We start from the raw sequence: 20,954 nt of genomic DNA on the forward strand, positions 1-20,954 counted from the left end.
TACGAGGCTACGCTTCGTCCCTCGTGCCCTCATGTCTGCTCCGCTCCTGCTTCGAGAAATATTGCGCGTCGTGGCGCGCCGATACCGTTTGCCGGCGCTCTCTGCAGTGTCGAATGGATCGTCGATACCGTCGCCCGCCACGGCGCTTGCAATCGTTATCGAAGAGGCGCGCTGCGCGGTCTCGCACGGTGAAGCGCCGAGCATAGAGATGAAGCAGGCTTTCCTCGAAGGGCTTGCACGCCTGATCGAAGAAGCCTTGCAGGACGAATCCGGCGACCCTGTTTTCAAGGCCACGTTGCTCCGGCACCGCGTAGCGGAAGTGCGTGAATACGTGTCGCTGTCGGCGCACGCGAAGCAGGATCGTCGATCCATTCGCGCCAGTGTCAACGCTATCGCTCATCCTGGCAAACAACGCGCGTCGTCGGATGCGCAACGCGAGGCCTTCGCGAAATTGCACGCTCATGCGTCGTCGCCGTGCATATCCGGCCTTGCCGATATCGCACAACGCCTACTGGCCATTGCCGAAATCGCCGACGAACCCCAGTCTCGCGATGCCCTGACGCGGCTGATCGAGAATCCTTCCTTGCTTCGGCTGCAACGTCTCGAAACGCTGCTTCGTGATGAGCGCGTGCAGGCGTATCTGTCGCTATGGGACCGGCATGGTCCGCGTTCCGGCAGCGCGCAAGCCGCCGCGGAAGGTAATGCTTCGCAGAGGCGCGGCGCAGCGGCCGAAGGGCGCGCCAGTCACGCGCTGCAAGCTATTGCAAACCGTCTGGGAGACGAAGAGGGCGATCGTGCGGCGTATCGCGTCGTGACCTCCATGCACGTTCCCGCGTCCATTCCGGGTCGCGCCGAACGTGCCAAGAGCGAGTGGGATGCGGTGCTGCTCGAACGGGCTGATAACACCGATGAAGCGCCGGAATGGGATGTCTGTCTGCTCGTCGAATCGAAGGCCTCTGTCGATGCGGCGACGACCGATCTGTCCCGGCTGCTTCGTGGTATCGAACTCCTGGCGCATGCAGACGAAAACGTCTCGTACGCATTCGAAACGGCTCAAGGCGCCGTGCGCCTGCGCGGTTCGTCGCTGCACCGCTTGACGACCGACGAGGCCAGCCTGCAAGGCACCGTTCTGTATTGCTGCGATGCGCCTGCCGACACGGCGCAGCGCGTGCTCGGCGCGGGCAGCCGCATGCAGCTGCTGTCGGCGCCAGCGAGCCTCGATTTCGCCTGCATGCTGCAGGATCATCGACCAGCCGATGTCCGAACGCTCGAACCCGTGTGGAATGATCTGCTCGAGTCGCCTCGCTGGCGCGGCGTGCTGCATCAATACCCGATGCTGCGACGAGTGCGCGAACTCATGGTCCATACGGAAGACTTGTTGGTTTCAATCGATCAGGTCTTGCCCAATGTTTGAACGCGCATGTCCGTCATCGGCCGCTGCGCGCCATGCTCGAAAGCACGCCGTCGCGACGAATCAGCCCATGAAACAGCGCCGCGGCGAAGTGCATCACGAAGGTCGCGAACAGCAGCAGCGCGAGATACGTGTGCGCGCTTCTCAGCAACGCATAAAGACGCACGTTCACCGGTGCGATCGGCGGCAGATGCACGCCGCCCAGCATGACGATCGGAAACCCGCCTGCAGATAGCATCGACCATCCGACGAGCGGCATGGCGAAGAGCAGCGCATAGAAGAGCCAGTGCGAGCCATGCGCGATGCGTTGCTGCCAACGCGGCATATCGTCGGGAAGGGCGGGCGTGCGGTGCGTCAAGCGTACGGCGAGACGCAGCGCCGTAAGCACGAGAATCACGATGCCGAGAGGGCGATGTATGGCGATCAAGGTCTGATGCCACGACGAAAGCGTCGCGACCATGCCGACGCCGATGAACAGCATGCCGATCACGAGGACCGCCATGAGCCAGTGAATCCAGCGCGCGGCCGGACTGAAGTGGTTCGCGTCAGTGCGCTTCATGATGCGCCTCCTCATGCGTTCTGCGGTTGAACGAAACGGAATACGCGGACGAACGCGCCGCGAGCAAAGGGTCGTCCGAGACCATGAGGCCAGCGGGCAGCACGGTCGGGTCGAAGTTGATGTCGCGGCAAGCGCCGTCGGCTTGCGGGCTCTCGCGGGTAATTACGAGCGTGCCCGCGTCGATATGCTTGCGGTCGTCGGGCCATGCTTGGGTCGCGTCGTTCGTGACGTCACCCGGTTGCGCGACCGTCAAGATCAGGTGCCACCGTTGCGGGCCGTGAGCGAGGCGTCCTCTCAACTCTTCGTCGAGGAAGTCGTGACGCGCGGCGTCACTTTGCGATACGGCCTCGTAGTCAGCTTCGGGCACGAGGGACCAGCGCACGGCATGCGTAGCGCCGGAGGCGTCGGTCGCTCGGAACGCGTTGATGCCGTAATACGCGGCATTAGCATAGCTCGATGACGGCGCGTGCGCCTTGACCCAATCGCGAAAGGGCTGGGTTTCAGGATGCGCCGCAAAGAAGGCGGCGAGCTTCGCGGGATCGGGCTTGCCGGTCTTCGGATCGGGACGCGATGCGACCAGTTGCTCATAAAATCCCTGCGCGCTGTTCACGATAAACACCGGAGTACTGTTCATTGCAGTGCGCCACTGCTCGCCATCGCGCAGCCGGAATTCGAGGGCGAGGCTGCGCACGGGGTTGCCTGAATCGCTGACAAACGGATTCGGGCCGGGTATCGCGAACCTGCCTGTCACCGGCGTGCGCTCCCGCGTGAACACTTCTGCACGGGAGAGCGATGACGCGTTGCCGTTGCTGTCGAACCAGCCTTCGACGCATACGCCTTTGGCATGATTGCGCCGGTATCCCGCATGCACGCCGCTAACGCTTTCGAACGTGTCGACGATCTTCGTCGAAGTCAGCTTGTGCGTGTCGCCGATGCCCGCCACGTAGGCGAACGCGGTGCCGATTGCGAGCACGCTGCCGCCGATCACCGCCAGCTTCGCGAGTTCGCGTGCATGTCGCCTTGGACTCCGCAAGAGTCTCATCAGTGAGAAAGGTGCCTGTTTCATGATGTTTCGCTCGCTATTCGATGGATCAGTGACGCGAACACGCGTGCTTGCACGGTTATTCCATCAACGCGTCGATTTAAATTTTCTGGAATAGATCGGCTCCGTGGGCGGTTTGCCTTCATGCAAGCCCAATGAATTCTTCTCAAGGAGTCGAACATGAACATCGCCAAAGTATTCGCCGTTTCCGCCGCACTCGTCGTCTCGACGGGCGCATTCGCGCAAGGTCTCACGCGCGACGAAGTGCGTGCGCAACTCGTGCAGGCCGAGCAGAACGGCTCGCGTCTCGTGACCGATGCCTCTTATCCGGACGTCAGCCCCATCTATCAGAATCAGGCAGCGCGCATGAAGGCGCCGGAGAGCGGCGCGTATGGCGGCATGAAGACCGCGTCGGGCGCGGGGAGTGCGTCGATGAGCCCGTCCGACTGCGTGGGTCCTTACAGCTTCTGCCATATCTATGCGGGCTCGTGATCGCCGCAAAAAAAAGTCGACGCTTGCGGGAATAAACGCCTCGCAACGTTGTTAGCCCTCTAAAGACGACTCAGCGCAGCGACCGTGGACCCGCATTCCGACACCCGCCTTTCCGAAGCCGACGTACAGGCCTTCGCCGACGGCCTGCTCGCGTCGGAACGGGCCGCGTCGCTGCATGCCTATCTCGCTCGCCGGCCGGAGGAAGCGCGCAGGATCGTATTCTATGATCGGCTCAATGCCCAGTTGCGCGAGATGTTCCGCGACGACCGCAGCGCGCGAGAAGCGAGTCATCGGCGGACCGGCGCGCGGTTGCGGCTGTGCGCAGCCGTTGCCGGTTGTCTTCTGCTCGTGATCGGCGCAATCTGGGCCACGGTGCGCGTACCGGACGCAGCACTGGAACGCGCAGCCGTGTCCGCCCTGGCGATTCAGGCGACGGCGCCTGCGCGCGCGGCGAGCATCGCGGGCGCGCCCGATCTTTCATCGGCGGGCTTTCACGCCGTCGATGCGACGACTGTCACGCTCGGGGCATTCTCGACCGTGAAGGTGTTCGCTTACCGTAACGCGAGCAATCAGCCGCTCGTGCTGGTCTCGACGTGTGCGCCGCCGTCGTTCATGCGCGCAACGTGGCACGCGCATAGAATCGGAACGGCGCGTCTTATCGAATGGATCACGACATCGGGCGTTCGCACGGTGGTCGGAACTCGCGCCGGTACGCCGGGCCTCATGCGTGCCGCCGAAGTGTCGATGGCTCGTCAGAACATGCAATGGAATGAACGATGAACGCAAGATTGCCCCGCGAGGTGCGCCGATGAGCGTGCGCGAACAACTCATGGATCATCTGCCGCGCTTGCGTCGTTATGCTCGCGCGTTGATCCGCAATCAGGAACTCGCCGACGATCTCGTGCAGGACACGCTGGAACGCGCGCTCAGGCACACGGACAAGTTTCAGTCGGGCACCGATCTGCGTGCATGGCTCTTCACGATCATGCATAACGTCTTCGCGAATCAGACGCGACGCGCGGATGCACGCGCGGTACACGTATCGGTCGACGACGACCCTCTCGACGAAAGCCAGTTCGCGGTGGCAAGCCGGGACACGCAATCGCTCGAAATGCGAGACCTCGATTACGCGCTGCAACGGCTGCCGGTCGAACAGCGTCAGGTGGTGCTGCTGGTCGGCCTCGAAGAGATGTCGTATGCGGAAGTGGCCCTTGCGCTGGAGATTCCGCTCGGCACGGTGATGTCGCGCCTATCGCGTGGACGCGAAAGGTTACGCGCGCTCATGGCGGGCAAGCAGGAAGGCGTGCAACTGAAGGTGGTGCGATGAACAAACAAACGACTTCCATCAGCGAAGAGGATATCCAGGGCTATGTCGATGGCGTGCTCGGCGAACAACGGCGCGAAGAGATCGATCGGCTGCTGGAAACCGATTCTGCGCTCGCAAACCGCGTCAGCGATTACTTCGCGTTGAGCGGCATGCTTCACGATCGCTTCGATCGCGTAATGCAAGAACCGTTGCCGGAGCGTTTGACGCGCGTGCTGGACACGCTGGATGCGCCCGATACACCCGATGCCAGCACCACGCGCGCCGCAAAGGTGAACGCCGGCCGCGGTCCCGCGGCGAACTGGCCGAAGTATGCGGGCATGGCGGCGACGCTCGTGCTCGGCATAGGCATCGGCGTGGCCGGCATGATGAGTCCGCCCGCACGCGACATGCTCGCGTCCGGCAATGACAACCCGTCGCTTCGTCATGCAAGCCTGACGAAGGACGAGTCCTTCGCGCGGCAATCCGCGATTGCTTATGTCACGTATGCGCCGATGGTGACGCGCCCGGTCGAGGTCGGCGCGGATCAGGAAGAAGAGCTCGTCAAGTGGCTGTCGAACCGGCTCGGCACCGACGTGCATGCGCCCGTGCTCACGCGCGTGGGGTTCAATCTGATGGGCGGACGGTTATTGCCCGGCGACGAAGGTCCGATTGCGCAATTCATGTATCACGATGCGAAGGGCGAGCGCATCACGCTCAACGTGTCGCATCGCAAGGTGAGCACGGACGTGACTGCGTTCAAGCTCTATCAGGATGGCTCCGTCAACGTGTTCTATTGGGTCGATGGCGATTTCGGCTATGCGGTGTCGGGTGCAATCGCGCGTCCGCAATTGCTGGCCGTTTCGCATGACGTGTACGAACAATTGACCGCGAGGAACGGGCAGGGCGCGGCTGCACGATGACCGCATGCAAGGCGCGTACGGTCGTGCGCTTGCCGTCGCGGCCCGGTGCGGTATATGGTGACGAAGGCGCGCATTCGATCAAGCGCGCCGCAACGCACACGGAGACACGCGGCACATGACGGCAACAGAAGCAATACGCGCATTGCGCGAGACTCTAGGCGCGGACGTGGTCGCGCTTCCGGATGAATTCGGCGACCGGCGCGTCGTGGACTGGAGCGGACTGCCGGGCGAGATTCCGCTCGCGCTCATTCGCCCGCGCACGACGGAAGAAGTGGCACAGGCGCTTTCCATTTGCTCGCGCTTCCGGCAGCCCGTGGTCACACAGGGCGGATTGACGGGACTCGTCGGCGGCGCCAATGCGCGCGGCGGCGAAGTGGCGCTGAGCCTGGATCGCATGAACCGCATCGTCGAGATCGACGAAGTGTCCGGCACGATGACGGTCGAAGCCGGCACCGCGTTGCAGACCGTGCAGGAAGCGGCGAGCGCGGCGGGCTTCTACTTTCCGCTCGATCTCGGCGCACGCGGCAGCTGTTCGATAGGCGGCAATCTCGCGACGAACGCGGGCGGCAATCGCGTCATCAAGTACGGCATGATGCGCGATCAGGTGCTCGGGCTGGAGGCGGTGCTGGCAAGCGGTGCCATCGTCGGCGATCTCAACAAGATGATCAAGAACAACAGCGGCTACGACTTGCGGCATCTGCTGATCGGAAGCGAAGGCACGCTTGCGGTCATTACGCGCGTCGTGCTGCGTCTGCGGCCGAAGCCCACTGCGACGGCAACGGCATGGTGCGGCTTGCCGGACTTCAACGCGGTGACCACGCTGCTCGCCCGCTCGCAGGCGAGGCTGGCGTCGGGCGTGTCGGCATTCGAGGTCATGTGGGCCGGCTATCACGATGCGGTGCTGGCCAACTTGCCGCAGCTGCGCGCGCCGCTCGGTTCAGCGCATCCGTTCTATGTCTTGCTCGAAAGCGTCGGGACCGATCCGGCGCGCCACGGCGAAGCGTTCGAAGAATTTCTCGGCGCGATGCTGGAAGAAGGCATCGTGACGGACGCGGCGATTGCGTCGTCGGAAGCGCATGCGCTTGCGTTCTGGGCGATCCGCGATGCGCCCGGCGAGTATCAGCGGTTCATACCGAACCACGCTGCGTATGACGTGAGCTTTTCGATCGCGCAAGTCGGCGAGGCTGCCGCGCGCTGCGAGGCGCGTCTGCGCGAGCACTGGCCGCAGTCGCTCGTCATGATTTACGGGCATCTGGGCGACGGGAACATTCATATCGTCGTGGACGTGCCGGGCATGGGCAAGCACGACCATGACGATATCGACCGCGTCATCTATGACGTCACGCGCGAGTTGAACGGGTCGATATCAGCGGAGCACGGCATCGGCGTCAAGAAGCGAGCGTTCCTTTCGCAAAGCCGTCGCGAGACCGACATCGACGCGATGCGCGCGATCAAGAGCGCGCTCGATCCGCTCGGGCTTTTGAATCCGGGCAAGGTCGTCTAAACGTTCGTCTGCGGACGGGTTGGCTTTCGTCGTCTACGAACTAGGCGAACGCCTGCCTTCCGATGCAAACACGTCGCCCGCTGCGGACCCGTCCAACGAACCGGTCGCGCCGCCCGAGCGCAAGCCGAGCCCGGCGCTCGGCACGCCGCCGGATGTGAACCCGGCGGGACCGGGCGCGTCGCCGGGCAAGAAAGTCCGCTCGGCGCATCGGAGCCGACGCCGCCAGCGAAATAAGCCGGCCGGTTGGCAAGACATGCTTCGGAAGCGGCTAAGTCTGTTTTGGGCGCTTACTAAAACATCGCTAATTTATGTTATGTCAACTATCATCTCGACAATAGCGGCCGAACTGGGCCGCACATGCGATCCTGACCATGACTGCGTTTCGGTACCGAAACGCAGCATCGTGACCACCCTGTTTTGTAATTCGGCCTTGCCGGCGCACGAGTCACGCCATCAGCGAAAAAGTCTATCGCCGACCAAGCGCCTCTCGCGGCTTCGCGCCAACGGATATCAGCAACGAGCCGTCGCTGGATTACCGCTACGGAACCACCTCACGCGGACTGCCGTTCTGCCTTAATGCGCAGCTTCAGCCTCTATGCGTGGTACTCCCAAGTCAGAGACGTGGAACCGCAGAAAAGCGCTGTGAGCGTTGCCGAGCAAGAGCACGCCGGGTCGAACGATCGTGTCGACAAGTTGGCTACGCCAACGCAACCATCCTTCAACGCGCCGTATACCCCCCATCGACCGCCAACGACACCCCGCTAATCATCGACGCCGCATCGCTCAGCAAGAACAGCACGGGCCCCACGACTTCCTCAGGCTCCGCAAAACGTCCGAGCGGAATCGCCTGAAGCATCGGCTGGCTCTTGAGCGGATCGCTCCAGGCAAAGCGCGCCATCGGCGTGAGCGTGACCGTCGGATTGACGCTGTTGACGCGGATGCCATGTCGTCCGAGCTCGATGCAAAGCACGCGAGTAATCGAATCCAACGCCGCTTTCGACGCGCAATAGCTGAGATGGTCAGGCAAGCCGACGAGCGACGCCTGACTCGACACGTTCACAATGCTGCCGCCACGGCCGACCATCTTTAGCGCGACGGCTCGGGCGACCAGCGCGGCGCCTCGCGCATTGACGGCCATCACGCGGTCGAACGCATCCGCGTCGAGTTCGAGCGCCGGTTCGAGCGATGCAATGCCCGCGCAGTTCACGAGACCATCGAACGCATCGAACGGCTCCAGCGCCGCATCGATGACCGAACGATGCGCGCCCACATCGAGCCGCAGCGTTTCGCAGCCCGTTTCGTTCGCGAGCGTATCGAGCGCGGCGGCATCGCGCCCCGCCGCGACGACATGCGCGCCGCAACGCGCCAGCGTCTGCGCGCAGGCACGCCCGATTCCGCTTGATGCGCCCGTCACCAGAACGCGCTTGCCGCTAAAGTCGAACTCGGTTTTCATATCGATTGCAACCTGTGCATGGATGGCATGAGCGCCGGATAAAGCGCCGTGTAGACATCGAAATAATCGGCATAACGGGCCACGCGCGCAGCGTCCGGCCGCGCACGCTCGATAAGCGTCGACCAGCCGGTTTGCGCGGCATCGGGCGTCACCAGTCCGGTGCCGACTGCCGCGAGCAGCGCCGCGCCCAACGCGGCTTCCACTTCCTCGCCGATCGTCCAGACAGGAAAGCCCGTGACGTCCGCGATGATCTGCATCCACAGCGGCGAATGCGCGGCGCCGCCCACGACGATCAGCTTGTCGTCGAGCGATTCCGAGCCCTTTCGTCCCGCCTCGATGTTGTGCTTGAGCGCGAAGGAAACGCCTTCGAGCACGGCCCGGTAGAGATGCGCGCGGGTGTGCGCGAGACTCAGGCCGACGAACGCGCCGCTCGCCTTCGCATCCCAGACCGGACTGCGCTCGCCCATCAAGTACGGCAGGAACATCGCGCCTTCTCCGCCGGGCGGCACGCCTGCGGCGGCTTCCTGCAGCAGCACGTGCGGATCGCCGTGCGGCAACGCGTGCGCCGCCGCGACCTCCGCCTGACAGAACTGCTCGCGAAACCACGTCACCGACGCGCCCGCCGTGATCGCGCCGCCGAACACGTACAGATCGCGCGTGCCGTTGAGTACGTGCGGCATCGACACGAGCCCATGACGGGCATCGACGTGCTGGTTGATGTAGCCCCAGCACATGCTCGTGCCGATCATCGCGACATGCTGTCCCGCGCGCGCCGCGCCCGCCGCGAAGGTCGCCACGGCCGCATCGACGCCGCCCGCGACCACCGGCGTGCCCGCCGCCAGACCCCATCGCGCGGCCCATTGCGGCAGCAGTCCGCCGACGATATCCGTCGATTCGACGAGCCGCTGCGGCATCATGCGCGCGGGGATGCCGAGCGCGTCGAGCATCTCGGCAGACCAGCCGCGCCGCGCGACGTCATACACGCCGCCGATGTTTCCCGCCGAGCTGTGATCGACCGCGATCTCCCCGGTGAGACGATGAATGACGTACGCATTCGGCGGAAGGAAATAGCGCGTCTTCGCCCACACGTCCGGTCGATGCTCGCGCAGCCACAGCATCTTCGTGAAACCGTAATAGCTGTCGACGCCATTGCCGGTGATCGCCTGCAATCGATCGAGATCGACCTCCTCGCGCACGCGATCGGCTTCTGCGGTCGCGCGCCGGTCCATCCAGATGAGACAGGGATGCAGCGGTTCAATCGCTTCGTCCACCGGGATGCCCGAGCCGCCGTACAGACTGCTCACGCACACGCCCCGAATCGAAGCCGCATCGATGCCCTGCGCCACAGCCTGCGCCACGCAATGCGCGATGCATTCGTCGACGGCATGGAACCACACCGACGGCCATTGCTCGGCCCAAAGCGGCTTCGGCGTATCCGGCTGATAGCTGCTCGAATGCTTCGCGACGATCGCGCCATCGCGCCCGACGAGCAGCGCCTTGGTGCTCTGCGTGCCTATGTCCACGCCAATCACGTATTCCATCGCTTCTCCGCGTGATCAGCGCTCGCCGGCGGGCTTGAGCAGCACCTTGATGGAATCGGTCGAATTCGCGATCTTGATCGCCTCGTCCCATTCCTCCAGCGAGAACCCATGCGTGACGATGCCTTTCGACGTGACGAGCCCGCGCGCGAGCAGATCGATCGCGATCGGATAGCAGTACGGTCCCAGATGCGCGCCGCGCACGTCCAGTTCCTTGCGGTCGCCGATGATCGACCAGTCCACCGTGGCATCCGCGCCGAACACGCTGAACTCGACGAAGCGCCCGAGCTTGCGGATGAGATCGAGACCTTGCGTCACGCCGATCGGCGCGCCGGTCGTTTCGATATACACGTCGCAGCCGTAGCCATCGGTCAGCGACCTGATCACGTCGAGCGCGTTGTCCTTCGTCGGATTGATGACCACATCCGCGCCGTACTGTTTCGCGAGTTCGAGGCGCTCGTCGATGAGATCGATCACGACGAGTTTCTTCGGCGTCTTCAGATGCGCGACCTGCGTCATCATCAGACCGAGCGGACCCGCCCCGGCGATGACCACGACATCGTTCAGTTGAACGTCGCCGCGATTGACCGTGTGGATTGCGCACGACAGCGGCTCGATGATCGCCGCATCTTCGAGCGATACGCCAAGCGGAATCTTGTGAACGATCGCCGTCGGCGGAATGCGCATGTACTCGGCCATGCCGCCATCGGCGACTTCGCGCTGGAAGCCGAAGATGTTGTGGACCTCGCACATCCAGTACTGGCCCGACTTGCAATAGCGGCATTTCGCGCAAGGCACGATCTGTTCCGCGATCATGCGATCGCCGACCTGCACGCCGAAATGCTCGGCCCCGCCCTCGCCCGCTTCCTCGACGTAGCCGAAGAATTCGTGGCCCGGAATCACCGGCGCCTTCACCCACGGGCTCGGGCCGCCCCAGAACATCTTTGCGCCGGTGTAGCACTTGCAGTCGCTCGCGCAGATGCCGCAGGCAGCGATCCGGATCACGAGTTCGTTGCGCCCGGCGCGCGGCTTCGTCACCTGTTCGACGCGGTAATCCTCGGGCGCGTGGCACACGATGGCGGTCATCCGGGACTCGGTGTTCTGTGTCGTCATATGTCTCTCGTTGGAAGTTCGCAGCTTGAGGAGATCAGCGCGAGCGTTCGCGGCTGATATAGATCGCGAGCAGGATGATTCCGCCCTTGATCACGTTCTGTACGTACGGATTGACGCCGATCATATTTAGGCCATTGTTAAGCACTCCTAGCAACAGCGCGCCGACCAGCGTGCCCAGGATCGATCCGCGTCCGCCGGATATCGACGTGCCGCCGAGCACCACCGCCGCGATCGCGTCGAGTTCGAAGCCGACGCCCGCGTTCGGCTGGCCGCTCATCAGACGCCCGGTCAGCACGATTGCGGCGAACGCGGACGTGAGCCCGGACAGCGTATAGACGATCAGCTTCACGCGCGCCACGCGCACGCCCGACAAGCGCGTGGCCTGTTCGTTGCCGCCGATCGCATAGACGTAACGGCCGAACGGCATGCGGTCGAGCAGCAGCCAGGCAATGAGATAGACGGCGAGCATGATGAGAACCGGCGCCTGGATGCCGAGCACCTTGCCGCTGCCGAAGAAGCTGACCCAGTCGGGCAGGCCGTCGATCGGATAGCCGCCGGTATAGATGAGACCGAGGCCGCGCGCGATGCCCATGGTCGCGAGCGTGACGATGATCGGCGGCATGCGCGCGAACGCCACGAAGAAGCCGTTGGCCACGCCGAAGCCGAGTCCGACGGCGACGCCCGTCAGCAAGGCCGCGACCGCGTTCAGGCCCGAGACCATCAATCCGGCCGCGAGGGTGCCCGACAGCGCCATGACCGAACCGACCGACAGATCGATACCGCCCGTGAGAATCACGCAGGTCATGCCGACCGCGATGATCGCGTTGATCGACACTTGCCGCAGCACGTTTTCGAGGTTCGCGGCGGACAGGAAACTCGAACTCGCTACCATCATCACGATACAGACGACGATCGGGCCGATGAGCGGATAGAAGAGCGTCGAGCGTCTGAAGTTCGCGAAGCGCGAGCTCGCGCTGCCGTGCGCGCTGGCGGCGGCGACGTCACGTGAGTTCGGAGAAGATGTGTCAGGCGTGTTCATGTGTCGCTCCGCGTGCCCCGGCTGTTGCATAGGTCATGACCGTGTTCGAATCGATCTCGTCGCCGCTCAGGATCGCCTCGATGCGTCCCTGGCGGAACACACAGACGCGGTCGCACATGCCGACGATCTCCGGCAGCTCCGACGAGATCATGATGATCGAGTAGCCGCGCGCGGTGAGTTCGCGCATCAGCCCGTAAATTTCCGCTTTCGCACCGACGTCGATGCCGCGCGTCGGCTCGTCGAAGACGAGGATGCGCGTGTGATGATTCAGCCAGCGCGCAATCACCACTTTCTGCTGATTTCCGCCCGACAGCGTCGCGACTTCGGTGTGCATCGACGGCGCCTTCACGCCGACGCGTTTCATGATCTGCGCCGTCGTGCTAGCTTCGGTGCGATGGTTCAAGAACCAGCGCAGCGAGCGGTACTTGCCGAGGTTGTTCAGCGAGATGTTGTCGCGGATCGAGAACGAAGTGACGAGCCCTTCCGTCTTGCGGCTCTCGGGCAGAATGCCGATGCCTGAACGGAGCGCATCCGCGGGGTCCGATAGTTTCGCCATCGCGCCGTGGACGCGAATCTCTTTCGCATGAACCGGCTCTGCGCCGATCACGGCAAGCGCAGTCTCCGTGCGGCCCGAGCCCACGAGGCCCGCGAAGCCGAGAATCTCGCCCTCGCGCAGCGTGAACGCGTTGACAGGACCGTCCTTCGTGATCTGCAGCGATCTCACGTCGAGCACGGTTTTCGCATCGTCGCGTAACGCGGGCTTCGGCGGAAAGCTGCTCTCGATGCGCCGTCCGACCATCATCTCGACGAGCCGTTCGACATCGGTCTTCGCCACGTCCGTCATGCCGACATACTGGCCGTCGCGCAGCACGGTGATGCGGTCGCAGACATCGAAAATCTCTTCCAGATGGTGCGAGATGAAAATCATCGCCACGCCCTGCTGCTTCAACTGCCGCATGATCGCGAACAAATGATCGGCCTCGGCGGGCGTCAGCGTGGCGGTCGGCTCGTCGAGAATCAGAATGCGCGCGTTGAGCGACAACGCCTTGCCGATCTCGACGAACTGCTGCTGCGCCACCGACAACGCACGAATCGGCACATCCAGATCGATGCCGACGCCGAGGCGCGCGAAGATATCCGCGGCTTCACGGCGCATCGCGGCACGGTCGCGCGTGCGCCACACCGTGCGGCGCTCGCGGCCCAGAAAGATGTTGTCGACCGCGTTGAGGTACGGAATCAGGCTGAATTCCTGAAACACGATACCCACGCCCGCCGCGACCGCATCGTGATAGTTGTCGAACTGACGCGTCTGCCCGTCGATCTCGATCTCGCCCGAGTCGGGCTGATAGATCCCGCAAAGGATCTTCATCAACGTCGATTTTCCCGCGCCGTTCTCGCCGAGCAGCGCATGAATCTCGCCACGCGCGATCTCGATGTGAATGTCCTGCAGCGCCTTCACGCCGGGAAAGCTCTTCGTGATGTGCTTGAGCCTGAGAATGGTGTCCATCTGCGCCTCTTTCAGGCGGACGGCGAGCCGCCCGCCGACATCGCGTTTTACCAGGTGAAGCCCTTGGCGTTGTCCTTGTCGACCACCTTCACGTCGACCGGCACGGCCTTCGGCACCGTTGCGCCCCACTTCTTGGCCAATGCGACGCCGAGCGCGATGCGAACCTGATCGGCCGGGAACTGCGCCGTCGTTTCGATGAACTTCGAGTTCGGCTTCTGGATCGCATCGACCGCTTCGGGCGCGCCATCGACGCTCGTCAGCTTGATGTCCTTGCCCGACGACGTAATGGCCGAGAGCGAACCCATCGCGCCGCCGTCGTTGACGCTGAAGATACCCTTCAGGTTCGGATGCGCGGAGATCATGTTCTCCGTCACCGACAGAGCGGTCGCGCGCTCCTGCTTGCCGTTCTGCGTATCGACGAGCTTCACGTTCGGGAACTTCGCGAGCCCCGCCTTGCAGCCGCGCACGCGTTCGAGAATCGGCACGACGGGAATGCCGTCGAGGATCGCCACTTCGCCGCTGCCGCCGATCGCTTTTGCCAGGTATTCGCACGACATCACGCCGGCGTCGTAGTTCTTCGAGCCGACGAAGGAGTCGACCGGACCGTTGGCGTTCGCATCGACCGCAACGACGACCGCGCCCGCTTTCTTCGCCGCCGTGACGGCCGACTGAATGCCGGTCGAATCGGTCGGATTGACGAGCAGAATGTCGATCTTCTTCTGCAGCATGTCTTCGACATCGCTGACCTGCTTGCTGACGTCATGGTGTGCGTCGGTGACGACGACCTTCGCGCCGATCGAATTCGCCGCTTCGTTCAGCGCCTTTTGCATCGTGACGAAATACGGGTTGTTCATTTCCTGGAAGGTCATGCCGATCGTGAGCGGTGCCGCCGCGTGCGCGACACCGCAAAACGCGCCCGCGAAAGCAAGCGTGCCGATCAACGCGCCCCGGCGCAGCGACGAAACGGACATGCGGTTCATAGTTGTGTCTCCTAAATAGTTTGCACTTCTTCAAGGTGAATGAAGCCCTCGCGCGAGCGAAGGGCGAATCTCGACAAGACGGCTGCTGTACGGCGAAAGGAGCGCGAGCGCGCGTGTTACGCGTTACGTGGGCGACGATCGCATTCGTCGTTCGACGGACGACGCGTAGCCGGCGGCCGTGCGTCCCGGCGAAACATGCTCCGGGCTGCCTTCCGACGGCGCGTTCAGGTTGACTTCCCGGCTGCGCGCATTGATCCGCTGCAGCGCGCGGAACTCCGACGGCGTCATCCCCTTTGCCGCCCGGAACTGCCGATTGAAGTTCGACACGTTATTGAAGCCGGCCTGAAAACAGATCTGCGTGATGTTGATTTCGTCGGCGAGCAGCATGTGACACGCCGCTTCGATACGCAGGCGGTTCACGTACTGAACGAACGTCGCGCCCGTATGGCGATGAAACGCGCGCGAGAATGCGCTCACGCTCTGTCCGGCGAGCCCGGCGAGATCCGACTCGCGCAGGTCCGACGCCAGATTCTTGCCGATGTGCGCAAGCACATGACCGAACCGCTTGGACGAAGCGACGTTCTGCTCGTAAGCGATGCTCGCGAGGAGCGTCTGTTCCTTCGCATCGCAAAGGCATTCGAGAATACGAAGGAACAGCGAAATGCGCCGGATGCCGCGCGCCGTCAACAGTTCTTCGAATAGCGGCGCCACGACGGCGCTCGTCTGCGAGTCGAACAAGATTCCGCGACGTGCGTTGTCGAGCAACGGTTGAGCGTCGCGGCACTCGGGGAATGCTTCCATGCAGCGCTTGACGAAGTCCCTGCCGAACTGAATCACGAGATTGCGCCGCTCCACGAATTCGCCGTCCGGCACTTCGCTGACCCAGTTGTGCGGAAGATTCTCTCCCATCAGAACGAGGTTGCCCGGGCCGAACGAGCCGACATGGTCTCCGACGAAAAACTTGCCGTGCGTGGCGACGATCAACTGCAACTCGAATTCCGGATGGAAGTGCCAGCGCACCGTCTTGTACGGATAGCCGTGCGACCAGGCCTTGAACGACTCGCCGTGTCGAACGTCGACCACCTCTAGATCGGGGTGCCTCATGAAGCCGTCTCCAATTCTTTTATTGCCGGCTGCTTTTTGCCGTTTTCGCGGCGCCGGCTATTGACGCCAATTTAGATCGGCCAGTGTCGCTCTTCTACCAACTTTTCGCCTCTTTTTATGTACTTTTTTGCATGCACGGACGGTCATCGCCTCTCGTCAGCAAATTGTGCGACGCAAAAATCTTCAACCCCGGTATTTTCTTGATCGGCGTCGGCAGGCGAAGCGCCGCGTGCCCCGAATGTTTATCGTATCGCCTGAGCGTCCGCTCGTTATCAGCCGCTCACGTCGGCTGATGCGATCCAGCACGCCCGGGCTTTTTGCTGCGTCGGCGCTGTTGTCGCGTGGCCGGAACACTCCTTGCGTGAACGCAAACCGATGCGCAGGATACTCCTGACACATCGCTGTAGCGCTCCGATGGAGGAGGCGCGGATGCACATTCCGTTTAGCCAAACCCCGACCACCGTAGTCGTGTTCTCCTGTCGTGGAAGTACCGCACGACCGCGACACGAGCGCGAAACCCAGCGTGCGCTCGCTGGACGGCTTGCCACGCTTCTCGGTGCGCAGCGCTGCGTCGACTTCGGGCTTGATCGTGCGTACACCCCGGACGCCTATATCGTCCCCGACGACACGCTGCCTCTCGATGTCGCGCAACGAATAGGCGTCGCGACCGATGACGACCTTTTCGGCGGCGTCGTACCCTTCCCCTTCGTCGCGACCAAAGTGGTCGTGCATGAATTGCCGCCACGTGCGCAATTGAAGCCTCCCGGATGGCACGACGGACTTGGCGAGCAGCTTCGTCATCTCGTGCTTCCTGGCTACTCCGCCTTTACTCGCGACGACGCGCTCGCCGCCGCCGCGCTGTTATGGAACGGCGGGTCGGTACGGCTCAAGCGCCCCTACGGCATCGGCGGAACGGGACAGGCGGTCGTCGCCGATCGCCATGAACTGGATATGCAATTGAACGATATCGGCGAGGCCGCGCTTGAGACCAATGGCGTCGTGCTGGAGCGCAACCTGCCCAGCATCACCACGTTCAGCGTGGGAGATGTGCGCGTCCGGGCGCATCGGGCCAGCTATTACGGCGTACAGCGGCTGACGCGAAATAGCCGCGGACATGCGGTCTATGGCGGATCCGACCTTGTCGTCGTGCGCGGCAGCCTCGATGCGCTCGAGCGCACCTCGATGCCCGACGAGGCGCGCGCCGCCGTCAAGTGCGCGCGCGAGTTCGATGCCGCCATCGAAAGCGCGTTCCCCGCGTTCTTCGCATCGCGCAGGAACTATGACGTGGCCTCGGGCATCGACGAAAGCGGGCATTGCCATCGCGGCGTGCTCGAACAGTCGTGGCGGATCGGGGGCGCGAGCGGCGCGGAGATCGGCGCGCTTCAGGCATTCGTCGATGATCCGGCGCTCACGACCGTGCGCGCATCGACGTTCGAGACCTACGGCGAACACCCCGAGTTGCCTGACGGCGCGTGCATCGTCTATCAAGGCGTGGACTCGCATTCGGGGCTTGTGACGAAGTTTTATACGGTCGAAACCAGTACCGGCTCTGTCGGCTAGACGAGGGGCAGCGAATGACAGCGACGCGGCAGCAGATCCAGATTCCGGTTGAGCGCGGCTATCTCGACGGCACGTTCATGACGCCCCAGACCGCGATTCCAGGCGTGCTGTTCGTGCACGGCTGGGGTGGCGACCAGGAGCAGTACATGGAGCGCGCGCGGCAGGCGACTGCGCTCGGCTGCGTCTGCCTGACCTTCGACCTGACCGGACATGCGCGCACCCAGGAAGCGCAGGAGACCGTGACGCGCGAAACGAATTTGAACGACGTCCTGGCCGCCTACGACCGCCTGGCCGCGCATCCGCTCGTAGACGGTACGTCGATCGCGGTGATCGGAAGCAGCTACGGCGGCTATCTCGCCTCGATCGTCTCGTCAATGCGGCCCGTACGCTGGCTCGGGCTGCGCGTGCCGGCGCTCTATCTCGACGAAGGATGGACGATGCCGAAGCGCGCGTTGCACAAGGAACACGATCTTGCCGCTTATCGCAGGCGTATCGTCCCCGCGAACGAGAACCGCGCGTTGCGAGCGGCTGCCGACTTTCGCGGCGATGTCTTGCTGGTCGAATCGGAGCACGACGAGACCGTGCCTCACGCCGTGATCGCCAGTTATCTGCAAGCGTTTCTGCGTGCGCATTCGCTGACGTATCGAATAATCGAAGGTGCAGATCACGGTCTCTCTGACGAAGCCAGCCAGCGCGCCTACACAGCTTTGGTCGTCGGCTGGCTCGCAGAAATGATTGGAGGAAGGCGCGCCGGAAGCAGGGGCGAGGCACCGGCTCTTATCAAGTGACCGGCGGTGCCACGCGCTGATTGCGAAACTTGAGCTACCCGCGTATGTCACGGGCAGGCGTTGGGATCTTCTGGCCTGGAATGCTGCGGCGGCCGATCTGCTCGGCTTCGAGCGTCTTGCCAAAGCGGATCGCAACATCCTGGTTTTCATGTTTATTGAACCGCACTCGCGTCGGCTTTTCGGCGCCACCTGGACCAGCGAGGCGCGTCGCATGATCGCGTCGTTTCGCGCAACGCATGATCTCTATGCCGATGATCCGGCCTTTGTCGAACTGGTCGAAAGACTGCGCGTGAACAGCACCGAGTTCGCGAAATGGTGGAACGCGCACGATGTTCGAGGTGGCACGTCCGGGCAGAAGGTTCTGACTCATCCTGAGCGTGGCGCGCAACGCTACAGCTACGCTACGTTTCAGGCGAACGACGACCCTGCGCTGAGACTTGCGATCTACACGCCCGCTTGAAACGAATTCGCCGCGCGCGGCGCGTCAACTTGGCGAGGCCAGGTCATCGCGCCATAGGGCTGACGACGCACCATTGAACCCGTAAGCTGGCTTATCGCCCTGCTCCCAAGGAAATCGCACGACTGATTGGGCCAGCATCGTCGTGTTCTCCCGCGCTTTTATATACCTTCATCTCCGAACTTGCCGTTGAACCCTTCGTCCGCGCCGTTCCGTTCGCGACGAGCATGCACAAATTGTCCTCGCAGCACCTTTTCGAGTCCGAATCTGACCTCGCGCTGCCCAGATGCCGCCACTACTATCGAATGGCTTTGACCGGTGACATGCGTCGGTTGCGCTGCACGGGTCGAGTCAGTTCGCGGCCGATGCCGTTACTGCTAACAAGCCGCGCCCACGAGCGGCGTTATCTATATGGAGACGTTATGGCAACAGGTCAGTGCTGCATTGCGAGGGCCGCGCGCGTGATCGCGGCTATCGTCACTTCCGCGGTTTCGGCATACAGCATCGGTGCGACGCCGCCAGCGGGACACGAAGCCGCTTGCCAACGTCTTCAAGGCTTCGTGGTGCCGGCTTCGGAAATCGGCGAGCCCACATCCGGAGCGAGCGTAACTGCGGTCAAGCCGGTCGCCGCGAGCGGAAGCGGTGCGAGCGCGTTACCGGACTACTGCGAAGTGACAGGCAAGATATCCCCCATCGACAGATTCGCGCCCGACATCCAGTTCAAAGTGGCGCTTCCCGCCGAGTGGAACGGCAAGGTCTTGATGTTCGGTGGCGGCGGATTCGACGGCACCATCCCCAATGTGGCGGGCAACGTACCCAATGGTCCCGTCGATGCAGCTGTGCCGCTCGGTCGCGGCTACGCGACGTTCGCCAGCGACTCCGGCCATCAGGCCAATGCGTTGGGCTCTCAGGACGGACGCTTTGGTGCGAACGACGAGGCGTTGAACAATTCCGGCGGCGACGCGCTGAAGAAAACCCACGACGCGGCTCTGGCGATCATCAAAGCCCGCTATGCGCATTCGCCTCGCAAGGCTTACTTTGCAGGAGGTTCGACTGGCGGGCGCGAAGCAGTGACGGCAATTCAGCGCTGGCCGTCGGACTGGGACGGTGCCATCGCATGGTACCCGGCATGGGACGATGCTGCCGCCCTCCTCGGAGGGCAGCGCATGAGCCGCGCCCTGGCGAAACCGGGCGCGTATCTGTCGGTGGCGAAACGCCAAGCCGTGTACGACGCGGCGATGCAGGCGTGCGATGCGCTCGACGGTGTCACCGACGGCTTGATCAGCGACCAGCGGGAATGCAATGAGCGATTCGATCCGTCGTTCGCGACGCTCGATGGTGCGCCGCTGCGCTGCCCCAAGGGCGCGGACAGCGGCGACCATTGCCTGTCCGACGCGCAGATCGAGGCGTTGAAGACGATCAATACGCCAACGCTGCTGCGGTTCCGGCTGGCCAGTGGCGAAACCTACTATCCCGGCTACAACGTGTGGGGCGCCGACCTTGGAATTACGACCCGCACTTCGCCGGTCGAGCCGGTGGTCACCTTCCTTGCATTCGGAACTTCCCAGCCGGCCGATCCGATGCCGCTCACGGCGCCTTACATCAGCGTTCTCACCGACCAGTGGATCAAATATTCGGTCACGCGCGATCCGAACTTCCATTCCCTGTCGCTCGACCCGGAGCAACCGGGCGTGTGGGCCAACCGCATTAGCGATCTGAGTCAGCAACTGGACGCAAGCACCGATATCGCATCGTTCCGGCGGCGTGGCGGCAAGCTCCTGCTCGTTCACGGACAATCCGATGTACTCGTCAGCACCCGCGCCACGGAGTTGTACTATCGGCGGCTGCAAGCGCGATTCGGCGTTGATCGCGTCGATTCGTTCGTGCGTTTCTACGAGATTCCCGGCATGGGACACGCTGCCAGCAGTACCTTCAATGCCACCTGGGATTCTCTGTCGGCGCTCGCTCAGTGGGTCGAGCGAGACAAGGCGCCAGTGGGGCAAGTGACGAGCGATACGGCCGGGGTTCCGGGCCGCACGCGACCCCTATGCGACTATCCGAAGTGGGCCCGCTACGAAGGCGGTGACGTCAATGACGCTGCTTCGTTTCGGTGTGTGCATTGAGCACACAGCGCCGTCGGACGCCGGCAAGGAGGTACATTGCGATCGCCCTAGCCGTGCG

The 20,954-nt window shown here is 63.2% G+C and carries 19 protein-coding genes; 10 read left to right on the forward strand and 9 right to left on the reverse strand.

The window, feature by feature from the left end:
• Positions 1 to 31 precede the first annotated feature (31 nt).
• A complete protein-coding gene (locus LDZ26_RS16320) occupies positions 32 to 1,414 on the forward strand; it encodes a 3-deoxy-D-arabino-heptulosonate 7-phosphate synthase (RefSeq protein ID WP_244849221.1) in 1,383 nt (460 codons plus the stop codon).
• 13 nt (positions 1,415 to 1,427) lie between these two features.
• Here LDZ26_RS16320 and LDZ26_RS16325 read toward each other — a convergent pair whose 3' ends face one another.
• Positions 1,428 to 1,970, reverse strand: coding sequence for a cytochrome b (locus LDZ26_RS16325; RefSeq protein WP_244849222.1), 543 nt, complete (start codon positions 1,968 to 1,970; stop codon positions 1,428 to 1,430).
• A complete protein-coding gene (locus LDZ26_RS16330) occupies positions 1,957 to 3,012 on the reverse strand; it encodes a catalase family peroxidase (protein WP_244850252.1) in 1,056 nt (351 codons plus the stop codon). The genes LDZ26_RS16325 and LDZ26_RS16330 overlap by 14 nt, the downstream gene beginning before the upstream one ends.
• Before the next feature lie 180 nt (positions 3,013 to 3,192).
• Between LDZ26_RS16330 and LDZ26_RS16335 the strand changes: the two genes are divergently transcribed.
• From LDZ26_RS16335 to LDZ26_RS16355, 5 genes are all read left to right on the forward strand, one after another.
• A complete protein-coding gene (locus tag LDZ26_RS16335; protein WP_244849223.1) occupies positions 3,193 to 3,504 on the forward strand; it encodes a DUF4148 domain-containing protein in 312 nt (103 codons plus the stop codon).
• Between the two features lie 84 nt (positions 3,505 to 3,588).
• Positions 3,589 to 4,284: an anti-sigma factor gene (locus LDZ26_RS16340; protein WP_244849224.1), complete on the forward strand. Its 696-nt coding sequence runs from the start codon at positions 3,589 to 3,591 to the stop codon at positions 4,282 to 4,284.
• A gap of 28 nt (positions 4,285 to 4,312) precedes the next feature.
• Positions 4,313 to 4,831, forward strand: coding sequence for a sigma-70 family RNA polymerase sigma factor (locus LDZ26_RS16345; RefSeq protein WP_206469523.1), 519 nt, complete (start codon positions 4,313 to 4,315; stop codon positions 4,829 to 4,831).
• Complete coding sequence (locus tag LDZ26_RS16350; protein ID WP_244849225.1) at positions 4,828 to 5,730, forward strand: anti-sigma factor; 903 nt, start codon at positions 4,828 to 4,830, stop codon at positions 5,728 to 5,730. The genes LDZ26_RS16345 and LDZ26_RS16350 overlap by 4 nt, the downstream gene beginning before the upstream one ends.
• A 115-nt stretch (positions 5,731 to 5,845) precedes the next feature.
• The gene (locus LDZ26_RS16355; protein ID WP_244849226.1) at positions 5,846 to 7,234 is read left to right on the forward strand and encodes an FAD-binding oxidoreductase; all 1,389 of its coding nucleotides are present in this window, start codon (positions 5,846 to 5,848) and stop codon (positions 7,232 to 7,234) included.
• 718 nt (positions 7,235 to 7,952) lie between these two features.
• On the opposite strand, the gene LDZ26_RS16360 is transcribed toward LDZ26_RS16355, so the two are convergent.
• From LDZ26_RS16360 to LDZ26_RS16390, 7 genes are all read right to left on the reverse strand, one after another.
• A complete protein-coding gene (locus LDZ26_RS16360) occupies positions 7,953 to 8,687 on the reverse strand; it encodes an SDR family oxidoreductase (protein WP_244849227.1) in 735 nt (244 codons plus the stop codon).
• Positions 8,684 to 10,228, reverse strand: a complete 1,545-nt coding sequence (locus LDZ26_RS16365) for an FGGY-family carbohydrate kinase (protein ID WP_244849228.1) — start codon at positions 10,226 to 10,228, stop codon at positions 8,684 to 8,686. Before LDZ26_RS16365 ends, LDZ26_RS16360 begins: the two co-directional genes overlap by 4 nt.
• A gap of 15 nt (positions 10,229 to 10,243) precedes the next feature.
• Entirely contained in the window at positions 10,244 to 11,338 is a 1,095-nt protein-coding gene (locus LDZ26_RS16370) for an alcohol dehydrogenase catalytic domain-containing protein (RefSeq protein WP_244849229.1), read from the reverse strand.
• A gap of 34 nt (positions 11,339 to 11,372) precedes the next feature.
• A complete protein-coding gene (locus LDZ26_RS16375; RefSeq protein ID WP_244849230.1) occupies positions 11,373 to 12,377 on the reverse strand; it encodes an ABC transporter permease in 1,005 nt (334 codons plus the stop codon).
• Positions 12,364 to 13,884 carry a sugar ABC transporter ATP-binding protein gene (locus LDZ26_RS16380; RefSeq protein ID WP_244849231.1) on the reverse strand — a complete coding sequence of 507 codons (1,521 nt, stop codon included), beginning with the start codon at positions 13,882 to 13,884 and terminating at the stop codon, positions 12,364 to 12,366. The genes LDZ26_RS16375 and LDZ26_RS16380 overlap by 14 nt, the downstream gene beginning before the upstream one ends.
• Before the next feature lie 47 nt (positions 13,885 to 13,931).
• Positions 13,932 to 14,864, reverse strand: coding sequence for a substrate-binding domain-containing protein (locus tag LDZ26_RS16385; protein WP_370650683.1), 933 nt, complete (start codon positions 14,862 to 14,864; stop codon positions 13,932 to 13,934).
• Between the two features lie 123 nt (positions 14,865 to 14,987).
• Positions 14,988 to 15,968 carry an AraC family transcriptional regulator gene (locus LDZ26_RS16390; RefSeq protein ID WP_244849232.1) on the reverse strand — a complete coding sequence of 327 codons (981 nt, stop codon included), beginning with the start codon at positions 15,966 to 15,968 and terminating at the stop codon, positions 14,988 to 14,990.
• A 357-nt stretch (positions 15,969 to 16,325) separates the two neighbouring features.
• Here LDZ26_RS16390 and LDZ26_RS16395 point away from each other — a divergent pair, with 357 nt between their 5' ends.
• The 4 genes from LDZ26_RS16395 (at position 16,326) to LDZ26_RS16410 (ending at position 20,896) form a co-directional block, all read left to right on the forward strand.
• Positions 16,326 to 17,528, forward strand: a complete 1,203-nt coding sequence (locus LDZ26_RS16395; protein ID WP_244849233.1) for a DUF3182 family protein — start codon at positions 16,326 to 16,328, stop codon at positions 17,526 to 17,528.
• A gap of 14 nt (positions 17,529 to 17,542) precedes the next feature.
• The gene (locus LDZ26_RS16400) at positions 17,543 to 18,316 is read left to right on the forward strand and encodes a S9 family peptidase (protein WP_244849234.1); all 774 of its coding nucleotides are present in this window, start codon (positions 17,543 to 17,545) and stop codon (positions 18,314 to 18,316) included.
• Positions 18,264 to 18,776, forward strand: coding sequence for a hypothetical protein (locus LDZ26_RS16405; protein WP_244849235.1), 513 nt, complete (start codon positions 18,264 to 18,266; stop codon positions 18,774 to 18,776). Before LDZ26_RS16400 ends, LDZ26_RS16405 begins: the two co-directional genes overlap by 53 nt.
• A 419-nt stretch (positions 18,777 to 19,195) precedes the next feature.
• Entirely contained in the window at positions 19,196 to 20,896 is a 1,701-nt protein-coding gene (locus tag LDZ26_RS16410) for a tannase/feruloyl esterase family alpha/beta hydrolase (protein WP_244849236.1), read from the forward strand.
• Positions 20,897 to 20,954 lie beyond the last annotated feature (58 nt).

It is taken from the genome of Caballeronia sp. SL2Y3 (genome assembly GCF_022879575.1).
In the GTDB taxonomy this organism is placed as follows: domain Bacteria; phylum Pseudomonadota; class Gammaproteobacteria; order Burkholderiales; family Burkholderiaceae; genus Caballeronia.

What these genes read in the sequence shown, in the direction of transcription:
- LDZ26_RS16320 (WP_244849221.1), top strand. Translation starts at nt 32, where the DNA reads ATGTCTGCTCCGCTCCTGCTTCGAGAAATATTGCGCGTCGTGGCGCGC.
- LDZ26_RS16325 (WP_244849222.1), bottom strand. Translation starts at nt 1,970, where the DNA reads ATGAAGCGCACTGACGCGAACCACTTCAGTCCGGCCGCGCGCTGGATT.
- LDZ26_RS16330 (WP_244850252.1), bottom strand. Translation starts at nt 3,012, where the DNA reads ATGAGACTCTTGCGGAGTCCAAGGCGACATGCACGCGAACTCGCGAAG.
- LDZ26_RS16335 (WP_244849223.1), top strand. Translation starts at nt 3,193, where the DNA reads ATGAACATCGCCAAAGTATTCGCCGTTTCCGCCGCACTCGTCGTCTCG.
- LDZ26_RS16345 (WP_206469523.1), top strand. Translation starts at nt 4,313, where the DNA reads ATGAGCGTGCGCGAACAACTCATGGATCATCTGCCGCGCTTGCGTCGT.
- LDZ26_RS16350 (WP_244849225.1), top strand. Translation starts at nt 4,828, where the DNA reads ATGAACAAACAAACGACTTCCATCAGCGAAGAGGATATCCAGGGCTAT.
- LDZ26_RS16355 (WP_244849226.1), top strand. Translation starts at nt 5,846, where the DNA reads ATGACGGCAACAGAAGCAATACGCGCATTGCGCGAGACTCTAGGCGCG.
- LDZ26_RS16360 (WP_244849227.1), bottom strand. Translation starts at nt 8,687, where the DNA reads ATGAAAACCGAGTTCGACTTTAGCGGCAAGCGCGTTCTGGTGACGGGC.
- LDZ26_RS16365 (WP_244849228.1), bottom strand. Translation starts at nt 10,228, where the DNA reads ATGGAATACGTGATTGGCGTGGACATAGGCACGCAGAGCACCAAGGCG.
- LDZ26_RS16370 (WP_244849229.1), bottom strand. Translation starts at nt 11,338, where the DNA reads ATGACGACACAGAACACCGAGTCCCGGATGACCGCCATCGTGTGCCAC.
- LDZ26_RS16375 (WP_244849230.1), bottom strand. Translation starts at nt 12,377, where the DNA reads ATGAACACGCCTGACACATCTTCTCCGAACTCACGTGACGTCGCCGCC.
- LDZ26_RS16380 (WP_244849231.1), bottom strand. Translation starts at nt 13,884, where the DNA reads ATGGACACCATTCTCAGGCTCAAGCACATCACGAAGAGCTTTCCCGGC.
- LDZ26_RS16385 (WP_370650683.1), bottom strand. Translation starts at nt 14,864, where the DNA reads ATGAACCGCATGTCCGTTTCGTCGCTGCGCCGGGGCGCGTTGATCGGC.
- LDZ26_RS16390 (WP_244849232.1), bottom strand. Translation starts at nt 15,968, where the DNA reads ATGAGGCACCCCGATCTAGAGGTGGTCGACGTTCGACACGGCGAGTCG.
- LDZ26_RS16400 (WP_244849234.1), top strand. Translation starts at nt 17,543, where the DNA reads ATGACAGCGACGCGGCAGCAGATCCAGATTCCGGTTGAGCGCGGCTAT.
- LDZ26_RS16410 (WP_244849236.1), top strand. Translation starts at nt 19,196, where the DNA reads ATGGCAACAGGTCAGTGCTGCATTGCGAGGGCCGCGCGCGTGATCGCG.